Raw genomic sequence first — 13,243 nt, forward strand, 5'->3', positions numbered from 1 at the left:
AAGCGGCATTCCCACGCAGAACGTGGGAATGATCTGACTTTTATCTAGGCGATATCGCGAAGTTCTCTGCGCAAGATTTTGCCTACTGGTGTCATCGGTAACGACTCACGCAACACAATCTGTTTGGGCACCTTGTAGCCAGTGAAGTTGGCCTTGCAGTAGCTCTTCAGCTCTTCAAGACTGACCCCTTGGGCGCGAGCCACCACAAACAGCTTCACCGCCTCCCCGGTGCGCTCGTCTGGCACCCCGATCACCGCACAACTGGCGACATTTGGATGGGCCATGACCACGTCTTCGATTTCATTGGGGTAGACGTTAAAGCCCGAAACAATGATCAGGTCCTTCTTGCGATCGACGATGCGCACAAAGCCGTCGGGGTCGATCACTGCAATGTCGCCGGTCTTGAGCCAGCCTTCGGCGTCCAGGGTCTCGGCGGTGGCGGCTGGCTGCTGCCAGTAGCCTTTCATCACTTGCGGACCTTTCACACAGAGTTCTCCGCGCTCTCCTAATGGCAACTCCACGCCTTCATCATCAATGACTTTCATCGCCGTACCCGGCACGGGAATGCCGACCGTACCCAGCCGTGACTTGTTGCCATAGGGGTTGGTACTGGCCACCGGCGAGGTCTCTGTCAGCCCATAACCCTCGCCAATGGCGCAACCGGTGAGTTGCTGCCAACGTTCGGCGGTGGCCTTGACCAATGCGGTGCCGCCAGAGTTGGTGAGCTTGAGATGTGAAAAGTCCACGCTCTTGAAATCAGGGTGATCCATCAGCGCCACAAACAGCGTGTTGAGCCCCAGCAGCCCGGAGAAGCGCCACTTTTTCAGCTCCTTGATAAAGCCGCCAATGTCTCGGGGGTTGGTGATCAGTACGTTGTGGTTGCCGGAAACCATCATGCACATGCAGTTCGCGGTGAAGGCATAGATATGGTACAGCGGCAGCGGCGCGATCATCACCTCCTGCCCCTCCTTGATCAGCGGGTGGCCGTCGTCACCGATTTGCGACATGCAGGCGCGCACCTGCTGCATGTTCGCCACCAGGTTGCCGTGGGTAAGCATCGCGCCCTTGGCCAGGCCGGTGGTACCGCCGGTGTATTGCAGCACGGCGATGTCGTCGAGGGTCACGGGGTGACGGGTGATCGCCAGGCCAGCGCCCATGCGCAGCGCGCGCTTGAACGAGACGGCCTGGGGCAGGCTGTAGGCCGGGACCATTTTCTTCACTTTGTCGACCACGGTGTTGATCAGCCAGCCCTTGGCGGCGGGCATCAGGTCGCCCATTTTTGCTTCGATCAGGTATTCGATCTCGGTATCGGCGGCGACTTCCTGGACCCGCGAGCCGAACAGATTGAGGTAAACCAGGGCGCGAATGCCGGCATCCTTGAACTGATGACGCATTTCCCGTGGTGTGTACAACGGGTTGGTATTAACCACGATCAGACCGGCACGCAGGGCGCCGAACACGGCAATCGGGTATTGCAGGACGTTGGGCATCTGCACCGCAATGCGATCGCCCGGCTTGAGGTCGGTGTGCTGTTGCAGGTAACCGGCGAACGCCGCACTCTGGCGCTCAAGCTCGGCGTAAGTCAGGGTGATGCCCATGTTGCTGAACGCCGGACGATCGGCAAAGGTCTTGCAGGAACGCTCGAAAACTTCGATCACCGACTTGTAGACGCTAAGGTCGATGTCGGTGGGAACGCCCGCCGGGCGTTTGTCATTCCAGAAATCAGGTTGCATTATTCTTGTCCTTTACCTGAGTGTGCCCGACCGCTTACTGCTGATTATGGAAAGCGGAGCTTTGGGGACGTTAGCAGTTATGGCCAAACAGGCAAATACACAAAAGCATGTCATTGATTGTATGAATCTTGTTCCTGAGGCCAGGGCTGATCAAACGCCTGCCCACGGATGAGCTATACACTGCAACGACACCGAGCAAAGGAAGCGCCATGAACCACACCACTTTCTGGCTGACCGCGAATGACCGCAGCCGCCTGTACGTCAACCAGTGGCTCCCGGACGAGCCGCCCAAGGCGTTGATCATGCTGGCCCACGGCATGGCCGAGCACGGTGGTCGCTACACCCGCCTGGCCCAGGAACTGTGTGACGCCGGCTATGGGCTGTACGCCCCCGACCAGCGTGGTCATGGCCGGACCGCCGACGAAGGCACCCTCGGGCTGTTTGCCGAGAAGGATGGCTGGAACAAAGTGGTGGGCGACCTGGCCAGCCTCAACCAGCACATCGGCCAGCAAGCGCCTGGGGTGCCGATCATTCTGCTGGGCCACAGCATGGGTAGCTATATCGCCCAAGCCTATCTTTTGCACCACAGCGCCAGCCTGCATGGAGCGATTCTCAGTGGCTCGAATTTCCAGCCAGTGGCGCTGTACCGCGCCGCGCGTGTGATCGCCCGCGCCGAACGCCTGCGCCAAGGCTTGAGGGGCCGTAGCGCACTGATCGAGTTTCTGTCGTTCGGCTCTTTCAACAAGGCTTTCAAGCCCAATCGCACCGCGTTCGACTGGCTCAGCCGCGCCCCGGACGAAGTCGACAAGTACGTCAACGACCCGCTTTGCGGCTTCCGATGCACCAACCAGCTATGGATCGACCTGCTGGGCGGCTTGCAGCAAATCAGCAAAGCGTCCAATCTCGCTCAAATAGATCCGGGCCTGCCGATCCTGGTGATGGGCGGTGAATGTGATCCGGTCAGTGAAGGCAAGCGTCTCAAGAACCTGGCCCACGCCCTGCGTGAAGCCGGCTGCCAGAACCTGCAGCTGAATATTTACCCGCAGGCGCGCCACGAATTATTCAACGAAACCAACCGTGACGCGGTCACAGCCGATGTGCTGGCGTGGCTGACGAAGGCCGTGAACCATCGTCGGCCTGCGCGATGCGAATAACTATTTCGTTTAAAATCAACGCATTAAGATTACTGATTAGCCACAGGATGCACCAATAGATGACCCAGGTTACCAACACTCCGTACGAAGCTCTCGAAGTCGGCCAGACCGCCAGCTACAGCAAAACCGTTGAAGAGCGCGATATCCAGCTGTTCGCGGCGATGTCTGGCGACCACAACCCGGTGCACCTGGACGCCGAATTTGCCAAGGCAACCCTATTCAAGGAGCGTATCGCCCACGGCATGTTCAGCGGTGCTCTGATCAGCGCGGCGGTGGCATGTGAGTTGCCTGGTCCCGGCACTATCTATATCGGGCAGCAAATGACCTTCCAGAAGCCGGTGAAAATCGGCGACACCCTGACCGTGCGTCTGGAAATTCTCGAAAAGCTGCCCAAGTTCCGGGTGCGCATTGCAACCCAGGTGTTTAACCAAAGGGATGAGTTGGTAGTGGATGGCGAAGCGGAGATCCTCGCGCCGCGCAAGCAGCAGACGGTGACATTGACTCAGTTGCCGGCAATCAGCATCGGCTGATTATCGCCCACCCATGAAAAACCCCGCATTTGCGGGGTTTTTTTATCACTCAAACACGACTCAAGACTGAGCGCGCGCCTGGTTACGCAGGACTTTTACCTGATCGTGATTGCGTTGCACGCCATGGAACTGCCGTTCAACCAGATCACGAATGCCCAGCAAGTTATGTTTGTTGATTTTCTCGATGGCCTCTTTATAGGCCTTCAGTGCATGGTCTTCACCGCGCTCGGCTTCGTTCAACACGGCCTCTTCATCCTTGCCGGTCACCAGAGACTTCACGTCGACCCAGCCGCGATGCAAGGCACCGCTGACGCTACCGGAGTCTTGCGGATCACCACCCAAGGCACGCACGGCAGTCTGCAATTCAGTAGCCGCGGTAGCGCAATCGCTGGAGCGCGTTACAAACAGCGCCTTGAGTTCTGGATGCTTGATGTCTTCGGCACAGGTCTTGAAGCCTTCCTGGCCGTCTTTGCTGGTTTCGATCAGATCATTGAGAACGGAGATCGATTCTTTGTTGATGTCAGTCATTTTTCAATTCCTTCCCAGGTTAAGAAGCTTGTCTTAATGACTGCAGTGCCCGTGCCAGTTTCCAAAAACAAATTAATCGTTACTTTTCATATGCTTACAGATTATCAAAAAACTGTATCCGCTTTATTTGCATGATCTGTCATTTGGCCTCCATGCAGAATGCCTGTATTTTCCAAGGTATCGACCTGATTGCCTGAAGCCCCATGAATCCCGAAAAACTCGAACTGCTGATCACCCGCCAAATGCCCTTCGGCAAGTACAAGGGCCGAATCATCGCCGACTTGCCTGGCCAATATCTGAATTGGTTCGCCCGTGAAGGTTTCCCTCACGGTGAGCTGGGCGGTTTGCTGGCGCTGATGCAGGAAATCGACCACAACGGCCTGTCCGAATTGCTGGAGCCGCTACGCGCCAAACACGGCAAGCCCGAGCCTCGTCATTAAAGGAGTCCGACCATGCAACGGAACGCAGACAGCACCCGTGACGAACTTCACTGGCAGGCCATCGCTCTGCGCTATGACCTGGAGCCCGGCCCCATCAACCTGGAAAACGGTTACTTCGGGCGCATGAGCCGTGCGGTACTTGACCAGTACCAAGACAATGTTGCCTTCATCAATCGCAGCAATTCGATCTATGTGCGCCAACATTACGAGCAGGGCGAAAACGTCGAGGTTCGTGACCAGTTGGCGCACTTGTTGGGCGCTGATCCCGAAGCCATCGCCCTCACCCGCTGCGCCTCCGATGCGTTGCAATCGCTGATCCGCAATTACAACCGCTTGCAGCCTGGCGACCAGGTGCTGATCAGCGACCTGGAATACGACACCGTCAAAGGCGCCATGCGCTGGCTGGCGCGCCATCGTGGGGTGGAAGTGGTCGAGATTGCCCACGCGCATCCGGCCAGCTTCGATAGCCTGGTGCAGACCTACCGCGATGCCTTTGCACGCTACCCACGCCTAAAATTGCTGGCCCTAACCTATGTCACCCACCGCACCGGGCTGGTGATGCCGGTCGAAGCGATTGCCACAGCCGCCAGGGAACACGGCGTTGATGTCATCCTCGACGGCGCCCACGCCCTGGGCCAGATCGAATTCAACCTGGCACAGCTGGGCATAGCCTTTGCAGGCTTCAATCTGCACAAATGGATCGGCGCGCCGTTGACCCTGGGTTTTATCTATATCGACCCGCAGCGGTTGGCGGACATTGATCCAGACATGGGCGAGTTTCACTACCCGACCACCGATGTACGCGCCCGCACGCCCTACAGCACGCCGAATATTCCAGCGCTGATGACCTTGCCACTGGTATTCGAAGAGCATCGAGCATTGGGTGGTGCCAAGGCCAAGGGCGCCCGCCTCAACTACCTGCGGGATTTATGGGTGCGTGAGGTGCGGCCATTGCCGGGGGTTGAGGTGCTGACGCCGGATGATCCACGGCTGTATTGCGGCATCACGGCGTTCAAGTTCACCGGGCAGGTGGATCAGCAGGTGATGGTGGATCGGCTCTTGAATGAGTACAACCTGTTCACCACAACCCGCAGCGGGGCCGCATTTGGCAGTTGTATTCGAGTGACACCGGGGTTTGTGACTTCGGCAGTGGACATCGGTGTTCTGGTTAAGGCGATTACCGAGTTGAGCCGTTGCCCGTGATTTTCACCAGACAAAAAAAAGCGGCGCACCGACCAAGTGCACCGCAAAAAACCGTAGAACACAGCAACAACGATTCGGTAAATCCAATCAGTCCAGCAGCGCCAAGGCCTCGGCGGTGCATTCCTGAATGCGGGCCCAGTCGCCGTTCTTGATCCACTCGGGGTCAAGCATCCAGCTACCGCCCACGCACATCACGTTTTTCAACGCCATGTAGCTCTTGATATTGGCCGGGCCTACGCCGCCAGTCGGGCAAAATTTCACTTCTCCGAACGGGCCGCCAAGGGCCTTGATGGCGGCGACGCCACCGCTCACTTCCGCCGGGAACAGCTTGAAGCGGCGATAACCCAGGCCGTAACCTTCCATGATGCCGGAGGCGTTACTGATGCCTGGCAACAGCGGAATCGGGCTGTCGACTGAAGCCTCCAGAAGGTCACGGGTAATGCCAGGGGTAACGATAAACTGCGAACCGGCAGCTTCAGCCGCCGCCAGCATGGAGCGATCCAGCACGGTGCCAGCACCGGTCATCAACTCCGGGCGCTGCTCGCGCAGCACCTGGATGGCCTTGAGGCCAAACTGCGAACGCAGGGTCACTTCCAATGCGGTCAAGCCACCGGCCGCCAGGGCATCGGCCAACGGCAGAATGTCCTGTTCGCGGGCAATGGTGATCACCGGCAAGATCCGCGCCTTGGCGCAGAGGCTGTCGATCAGGGCAACTTTGTCCGCCATGGAAACGGTGGGTTGAGGGCTTTTCATCGCGGCTGATCCTTGGCTTATGGGCACCAGTAAATCTCTAAAGTAGGTTGCAAAAACGCGCGAACCGGCATGGCAGCGACATCGTCACTGGCCAGCGCTTCGCTCAGGGTGGTCAATTTCGAATTGCCGGAAATCGACAACACGGTGTACTTGGCAGTGGCCAGCAACGCGCGACTCATGGTCAGGCGTTGGTGAGGCACGGTAGGCGCCAGCATCGGCCAGCAACGGCGCGTGCCGTCCACTTTCAATGCTTCGGTCAGGTTCGGGCTGTTGGGGAACAGCGACGCGGTGTGACCGTCATCACCCATGCCCAGCACCAGCACATCAATCCCAGGCAGCTCTGCCAACTGGCGATCAGCCTGCTCGGCGGCGGCCTCCAGGTTAGCCGCGACACTGTACAGGCTCAGAAACTTGGCCTGGGCCGCCGGGCCTTGCAGCAAATATTTCTTCAACAGGCCGGCGTTGCTGTCGGCATGTTCCACCGGCACCCAGCGCTCGTCGGCCAGGGTAATAACCACCTTGGACCAGTCGAGGCCTTGCTTGGCCAGGTTCTGGAAAAACGCCACCGGGCTGCGGCCACCGGAAACCACCAGGGTCGCCTCGCCACGGGCACTGATGGCCGCGCGCAGTTGTTCGGCCACATCATTGGCCAAGCCCTCGGCAAGCAGCACCGGGCTGCGGTACTCATGGGCGCTAACGCCCTGAGGCAGTTTCAATTCAGATATCGCCATACCACGACCTCCCATCCCGCGTAATCAGTGCAATGGAGCTCATCGGCCCCCAGGAACCCGCCGCATACGGCTTGGGCGCGTCACCGGACTTTTTCCAGCCGGCGATCAACTGGTCACACCACTTCCACGCAGCTTCGATTTCATCTTTACGGACAAACAGGTTCTGATTGCCGCGCATCACTTCCAGCAACAACCGCTCGTAGGCATCGGGAATCCGCGCGCTGCGATAGGTGTCGGAAAAATTCAGTTGCAACGGCCCGCTGCGCAGTTGCATGCCCTTGTCCAGGCCCTGCTCTTTAGTCATCACGCGTAAGGAGATCCCTTCGTCCGGTTGCAGGCGGATGATCAACTTGTTGCTGATCTGCAGGCGCTGCTCGGGGGCGAAGATGTAGTGGGACGGTTCCTTGAAGTGGATAACGATCTGCGACAGCTTCTGCGGCATGCGCTTGCCGGTACGCAAGTAGAACGGCACCCCGGCCCAACGCCAGTTACGAATATCGGCACGCAGGGCGACGAAGGTTTCGGTGTCGCTCTGGGTGTTTGAATTCTCTTCTTCCAGATAACCCGGCACCGGCTTGCCGGCGCTGTAGCCGGCGATGTACTGGCCACGCACCACCTGGGTGGTCAGACCATCTGGGCTGATAGGCGCCAGAGCCTTGAGCACTTTGACTTTCTCGTCACGGATGCTGTCGGCGGACAGGTCAGCCGGCGGGTCCATGGCAATCAGGCAGAGCAGTTGCAGCAGGTGGTTCTGGATCATGTCCCGCAGTTGCCCGGCCTTGTCGAAATAACCCCAGCGACCTTCGATACCGACCTTCTCGGCCACGGTGATCTCCACGTGGGAGATGTAGTTCTGGTTCCACTGGGTTTCGAACAGGCTGTTGGCAAAGCGCAGGGCAATGAGGTTTTGGACGGTCTCTTTGCCCAGGTAGTGGTCGATACGGTAGGTGCGATTTTCCGGAAAAAACTGCGCGACGGCGTCGTTGACCTTGCGGGACGAATCCAGGTCCGAGCCGATGGGTTTTTCCATCACCACGCGAGTGTTTTCCGAAAGGCCAACCTTGGACAGGTTTTCGCAGATCGCGCCGTACACCGCCGCCGGGGTAGCAAAGTAGGCAATCAGACGCTGCTCGTGACCGGCTTTTTCGGCCAGGGCGACGTAGTCGTCAACCTTCATGAAGTCGACGTGCAGGTAAGTCAGGCGTGCCAGGAAGCGTTGAACGATACTTTCGTCCAGTTCCTGACCCACATATTTACGTAATTCTTTCTCGATGTAGGCCAGGTGCTGTTGCTCGGAACCGGCTTCACGGGCCAAGGCCAGGATGCGAGTATCGTCGTGCAGGAGCCCGGCGCCATCAAGTTGATAGAGGGCAGGAAACAACTTGCGCAGCGCCAGATCACCCAAAGCGCCAAACAGGGCAAAGGTGCAGGGTTCTACGGTTATCGAAGGCATGATGTTTGTTCTTTTATCAAGTTAAGCTACAAATACCTTTTTTTAAGGCATCACTCAAGGAAAAATGTAGTAATAACCACAACATTTTCCCGAATTACTGATTGTAAGTGGTGGTGTTCAACTACCCTCAGTAGGATAGGCCACCGCAAAGGGCCGCTCGTCGATTGGTTGACGACTCTTATTTGCATCGTCGCCCTAAGGAAACACTGAATGGACCGCGTGCGAAATCTCCTGGAACAGATCCAGAAACGCCTCGAAGAATTGAACAAGGCTGAACGTAAAGTCGCCGAGGTCATCCTGCTCAACCCACAGCAGGCGACCCGCTTCTCTATCGCCGCCCTCGCCCAGGCTGCTTCGGTCAGCGAACCGACGGTCAACCGCTTTTGCCGCTCGTTCGGCGTCAGTGGTTACCCTGAACTTAAATTGCAGCTGGCACAAAGTTTGGCCAGTGGCGCCGCGTATGTCAGCCGCGCCGTGGAGCCCGATGATAACCCCGAGGCCTACACCCAGAAGATCTTTGGCAGCGCCATCGCGTCCCTGGACAGCGCCTGCCAGGCCCTGGACCCGAACCTGATAAGCAAAGCCGTGGACCTGCTGATCCAGGCCCGGCAGATTCACTTCTTCGGCCTCGGTGCTTCAGCGCCCGTGGCCATGGATGCCCTGCACAAGTTTTTCCGCTTCAACCTGGCGGTGACGGCCCATGCCGATGTGCTGATGCAACGGATGCTCGCCTCGGTGGCCCACACCGGGGAGTTGTTCGTGATCATTTCCTACACCGGCCGCACCCGCGAACTGGTGGAAGTGGCACGCATTGCACGGGAAAACGGCGCTTCGGTGCTGGGCCTGACTGCCGAAAACTCACCACTGGCCAAGGCCAGCACCCTGAGCCTGAACATTCCGCTGCCGGAAGACACCGACATCTATATGCCGATGACTTCGCGGATCATCCAATTGACGGTGCTGGATGTGCTGGCCACCGGCATGACCTTGCGCCGCGGCGTGGATTTCCAGCCGCATTTGCGCAAGATCAAAGAGAGTTTGAATGCCAGCCGGTATCCGGTTGGGGATGAGTTCAACTAGGCCAAATCTTTATCGACAGTACGGGCCGTCATCGCGGGCAAGCCCGCGATGACGGCATCAGCAACACTGCAGATTCTGGACTAGACCCCCGCCCGCGCCTGCAAACTCAAATGCGCCCTCTCCCCCGGCGCCAGGCTGGCACCGGCCATCGCCGACTCAACGCAGACAAACCCCGCCGCCTCGTTAAAACTCACCCCCAACAACGGACGACTGCCCGGATGCCACACCACCGTGTCGGCGCTGTCGCCGGTATCGATGCACAGTTCCCGCTGCCAGGCATGGTCCTTGAGGTGCAATTCGCCGTCATGTTGGAACACCCGCTGGCAGCCGCCATCGACCCGCAGCTCACCTTCCTGCTGGCACGTCTGGCGGTTTAGTTGATCATAACCCTGCGCGCCTTCGAGCCCAGACAGCGCTACCTCACCGACGTTGCCAATCCGCCAATAGGCGTGCAAAGCATGGCTCAGTTGGCAGGGCAGTTCATCCTGATGCTCGGTACCCAAGCGTAATTCCAGGCTCTCCCCAAGGTGCGCATGCAGGTCGACCTGCCAATCGCACAACTGCAATTGCCAGTGCAAACGCACGCCATCGTCGTCGGTGCTGCTGTCCAGTAGTTTCCAGTCGATCAATCGTGCCCAGCCATGGGACGGCCAAGCGTTTTCGCTGGGGTGACGGCCATACCACGGCCAACACACCGGCACGCCACCACGGATCGCGCCCACTTGCGGCCACTTGGCCGCGCACCACAGCCAGGGTTTCTGGCCCTTGGGCTGAAAGTGCAGCAATTGTGCGCCCTGGCGACTGAACACCGCTTGGCACAGCGGGTGGTCGATCACCAGCACCTCGCGCATCTGAAAGCGCTCCCACGCAAACACCGGACGTTCGCGCAGGCATGTGAAAAAGCGTTGCAGCGGATGCTCATGCATGTGCCACGGTCCTGAAAATCATCACAACGCGTCCCAAAAAAAACGGATAGCCAAAGCTATCCGCAAAATGCGCACAGAGAGGAGGAGCTTATCGCAACAGCGTTAGAACACCGACTGAATTTTCAGGCCGGCGACCAAGGCGTTGTCGACTTTATCCACGCCACCTGGGTGCACAACGTATTGCAGGTTAGGACGCACGGTCAGCCAATTGGTGACGTGAAAACCGTAGTTGATTTCAGCGTTGTATTCAGTGCTGAGAATCGGCCGGTAGCCCATGTTGTCGTAGTCATCGATACCGTTGACAGCGTTAGCCAACTTGGCGTTCTTCGCAACATCGTCGTTCACGTGGATACGCGCAATACCAATACCCATATCATCCTTCGGACGGGAATCGAACGCGCCTTTGTACACCAGCATCACCGACTGGTAGTTGTCGACAGTGTTGGTGTCCTTGTCATGGAACGTAGCGTTGGCGGCGATGTTCAGGCCGCGCGACGCGTCACCGTTGTGGGTGGTGAGTTGCTGTTGGGCCACGAACCAGTAGCCGTGCTTGCTGCTGTGGGTCGCGTAATCCTTGTTGTTCGGGCTTTGCGGAGCACCGTTGGCGCCTTCATAGACGTCATTGGCCTCGGCGGTGCTCTTGTAGTAACCGACACGGTATTCGCCCGGCAGGTTGTTAACCTTCGGCGACCACACCAGTTCGACCGGGATGATGGTGCCTTTGGTGCCGCTGCCGCTGAGCTTGAAGCCGTTGCCGCTTTCCAGTTGCGATGGGTTCTGGTTGTACGCACCGATTTGCGCGTAGAACTCAGGCGTGAGGTGGTACTTCACGCGGATCGCCGCCTGGCTGACCGGCCAGTTGTACCAGATGCTGCCGACCCAGTTACCCACCTGGGAACCGCAGAACGCCAGGTTCTGGAATTCGCACGGGAAGGTATTGAAGTCTTCGCCTTCGCCGAAGTAACCGGCCTTGACGTCCAGTTTACCGTCGAGGAACTGGTGTTGGACCCACAACTGGGTCAGACGGGTCATCTGCCCACGACCCCAGACTTCCTGGGAAGAACTGAAGGTGCCGGCACGCGGGTCGCCGATACGGTCGTTGGAGATGTTGCGACCGTTACGGTGAGTGACCTGGATCTTGGCCTGGGTGTTATCCCAGCCGACCAGTTTTTCCAGGTCCAACGCCACGCCCAGGCCGTACTGGTCGGAGTAACGTGCAGTCTTGTCGTCGTTGTAGCCGCCCTTGAGGTTGGCACCTACTTCACCGACGTAGTCCATCTTGATGTCGATACCTTGCTCGATCAGCTTGGTCCGCTCACCACCCCAATCGCCCGTCATCCACTTGGAATCAGCGCTAAACGCATCGTCCGCCATCGCATTAGCAGACAAGACCAGTGCTGCCACACCCGACAATTGGCAGATCAGCCGGGCATTGATGTGTTTCTTTTTCATCCGTACATCCTCGTCTTTATTGTTATTAAACTGTTTTTATCTAACGCGGTTTACATTTTTTATCTAAAACAATGAGTTATCTGTCCTTGCGGTGCTCTTAACGTCCCTTGAACTGGGCGACGTTGTCGGCACGATCCTGTGCGGGCAACGACGCGACAGTACCCAGGCGCTCGCCAGTCTTGGCGTCGAACAGCAACACCTTGGCCGGGTCGAACTGCAGGGTCAGGGTCTCGCCCACCTGTGGCGCCACATCGGGCGCCAGGCGGCAGCAGACCTTGCTGTCATTGAGCGTGACAAAGACCAGCGTGTCCGGACCGGTCGGCTCGGTCACTTGTACCTCGGCACGAATGGTCGGCATGCCCGCCGACTCGCCGGACGCCAGCACGATCTGCTCCGGACGAAGGCCCAGAATGACCTCACGGTCTTCAAGGCCGGCGTCGCTCATGCTCATCGGCAATTCACAACGCGCCTGGCCGCTGTCCAGCAGCGCCATCAGGCGGCCATCCTTGCGTTGCAAACGCAGTGGAATGAAGTTCATCGGCGGCGAACCGATAAAGCTGGCGACGAACAGGTTGGCCGGATCGTTGTAGATCTGTTTCGGCGTGCCGAACTGCTGAATGATGCCGTCCTTCATCACCGCCACTTTGTCGCCCAGGGTCATCGCCTCGATCTGATCGTGGGTGACGTAGACGGTGGTAGTTTTCAGACGCTGGTGCATCAGTTTCATTTCGGTGCGCATCTCGACCCGCAGCTTGGCGTCGAGGTTGGACAGCGGTTCGTCGAACAGGTAGATCTTCGGCCGACGGGCCAGCGCGCGGCCCATGGCCACACGCTGTTGCTGACCACCGGACAACTGGCCCGGCTTGCGATTGAGCAAGTGCTCGATCTGCAGCAGCTTGGCGACCCGCGCGACTTCCTCGTCGATGGCCAACTGCGGCATCTTGCGAATTTTCAGACCGAATTCGATGTTCTCGCGCACGCTCATGGTCGGGTACAGCGCGTAGGACTGGAACACCATGGCGATGTCGCGATCCTTGGGGCTCATGCCGCTGACGTCCTGGTCGCCAATCATGATCGCGCCGCCGGTAATATTTTCCAGGCCGGCGATGCAGTTCATCAGCGTCGACTTGCCGCAACCCGAAGGTCCAACAAGAATCAGGAACTCACCTTCCTTGATCGACAGTTCGATGTTCTTCAGGGTGTCGGGCAGGCCGGCGCCGTAAGTCTTGTTTACATTGCGAAGTTCGAGCGTTGCCATGA

Annotated in this window: 13 protein-coding genes; 5 read left to right on the forward strand and 8 right to left on the reverse strand. The window is 58.3% G+C overall.

Annotated elements, in window-relative coordinates:
• Window positions 1-44: 44 nt before the first annotated feature.
• Window positions 45-1,733 (reverse strand): long-chain-fatty-acid--CoA ligase FadD2, encoded by a 1,689-nt coding sequence (gene fadD2, locus ACZRJ6_RS01940; protein WP_463966862.1) that lies wholly within the window; start codon window positions 1,731-1,733, stop codon window positions 45-47.
• A 209-nt stretch (window positions 1,734-1,942) separates the two neighbouring features.
• Between fadD2 and ACZRJ6_RS01945 the strand changes: the two genes are divergently transcribed.
• Together ACZRJ6_RS01945 and ACZRJ6_RS01950 are read left to right on the forward strand one after the other, a co-directional pair.
• Window positions 1,943-2,887, forward strand: coding sequence for an alpha/beta hydrolase (locus tag ACZRJ6_RS01945; protein WP_463966863.1), 945 nt, complete (start codon window positions 1,943-1,945; stop codon window positions 2,885-2,887).
• A 59-nt stretch (window positions 2,888-2,946) separates the two neighbouring features.
• Window positions 2,947-3,417 (forward strand): MaoC family dehydratase, encoded by a 471-nt coding sequence (locus ACZRJ6_RS01950; protein WP_463966864.1) that lies wholly within the window; start codon window positions 2,947-2,949, stop codon window positions 3,415-3,417.
• Window positions 3,418-3,477: 60 nt separating this feature from the next.
• On the opposite strand, the gene ACZRJ6_RS01955 is transcribed toward ACZRJ6_RS01950, so the two are convergent.
• On the reverse strand, window positions 3,478-3,945 hold the full coding sequence (locus tag ACZRJ6_RS01955; RefSeq protein ID WP_463966865.1) for a ferritin-like domain-containing protein: 468 nt from the start codon (window positions 3,943-3,945) through the stop codon (window positions 3,478-3,480).
• Window positions 3,946-4,148: 203 nt separating this feature from the next.
• Here ACZRJ6_RS01955 and ACZRJ6_RS01960 point away from each other — a divergent pair, with 203 nt between their 5' ends.
• Together ACZRJ6_RS01960 and ACZRJ6_RS01965 are read left to right on the forward strand one after the other, a co-directional pair.
• Window positions 4,149-4,385 (forward strand): DUF3820 family protein, encoded by a 237-nt coding sequence (locus ACZRJ6_RS01960; RefSeq protein ID WP_463966866.1) that lies wholly within the window; start codon window positions 4,149-4,151, stop codon window positions 4,383-4,385.
• Window positions 4,386-4,397: 12 nt separating this feature from the next.
• Window positions 4,398-5,588 carry an aminotransferase class V-fold PLP-dependent enzyme gene (locus tag ACZRJ6_RS01965; protein WP_463966867.1) on the forward strand — a complete coding sequence of 397 codons (1,191 nt, stop codon included), beginning with the start codon at window positions 4,398-4,400 and terminating at the stop codon, window positions 5,586-5,588.
• Window positions 5,589-5,675: 87 nt separating this feature from the next.
• Here the strand turns inward: ACZRJ6_RS01965 and ACZRJ6_RS01970 are convergent, their stop codons facing one another.
• From ACZRJ6_RS01970 to zwf, 3 genes are read right to left on the reverse strand one after another with little or no spacing between them, the layout of a single operon-like run.
• Window positions 5,676-6,341 (reverse strand): bifunctional 4-hydroxy-2-oxoglutarate aldolase/2-dehydro-3-deoxy-phosphogluconate aldolase, encoded by a 666-nt coding sequence (locus ACZRJ6_RS01970; protein ID WP_149413788.1) that lies wholly within the window; start codon window positions 6,339-6,341, stop codon window positions 5,676-5,678.
• A gap of 17 nt (window positions 6,342-6,358) precedes the next feature.
• Window positions 6,359-7,072, reverse strand: coding sequence for a 6-phosphogluconolactonase (gene pgl / locus ACZRJ6_RS01975; RefSeq protein WP_463966868.1), 714 nt, complete (start codon window positions 7,070-7,072; stop codon window positions 6,359-6,361).
• Entirely contained in the window at window positions 7,059-8,525 is a 1,467-nt protein-coding gene (gene zwf, locus ACZRJ6_RS01980) for a glucose-6-phosphate dehydrogenase (protein ID WP_463966869.1), read from the reverse strand. Before zwf ends, pgl begins: the two co-directional genes overlap by 14 nt.
• A 219-nt stretch (window positions 8,526-8,744) precedes the next feature.
• On the opposite strand from zwf, the gene ACZRJ6_RS01985 reads away from it, so the two are divergent.
• Window positions 8,745-9,605, forward strand: coding sequence for a MurR/RpiR family transcriptional regulator (locus ACZRJ6_RS01985; protein WP_178114508.1), 861 nt, complete (start codon window positions 8,745-8,747; stop codon window positions 9,603-9,605).
• An 80-nt stretch (window positions 9,606-9,685) separates the two neighbouring features.
• Here the strand turns inward: ACZRJ6_RS01985 and ACZRJ6_RS01990 are convergent, their stop codons facing one another.
• From ACZRJ6_RS01990 to ACZRJ6_RS02000, 3 genes are all read right to left on the reverse strand, one after another.
• Window positions 9,686-10,531, reverse strand: coding sequence for a D-hexose-6-phosphate mutarotase (locus ACZRJ6_RS01990; protein ID WP_463966870.1), 846 nt, complete (start codon window positions 10,529-10,531; stop codon window positions 9,686-9,688).
• 102 nt (window positions 10,532-10,633) lie between these two features.
• The gene (locus ACZRJ6_RS01995; protein WP_463966871.1) at window positions 10,634-11,983 is read right to left on the reverse strand and encodes a carbohydrate porin; all 1,350 of its coding nucleotides are present in this window, start codon (window positions 11,981-11,983) and stop codon (window positions 10,634-10,636) included.
• A gap of 97 nt (window positions 11,984-12,080) precedes the next feature.
• Entirely contained in the window at window positions 12,081-13,241 is a 1,161-nt protein-coding gene (locus ACZRJ6_RS02000) for an ABC transporter ATP-binding protein (protein ID WP_463966872.1), read from the reverse strand.
• Window positions 13,242-13,243 lie beyond the last annotated feature (2 nt).

It is taken from the genome of Pseudomonas sp. C321, assembly GCF_055407105.1.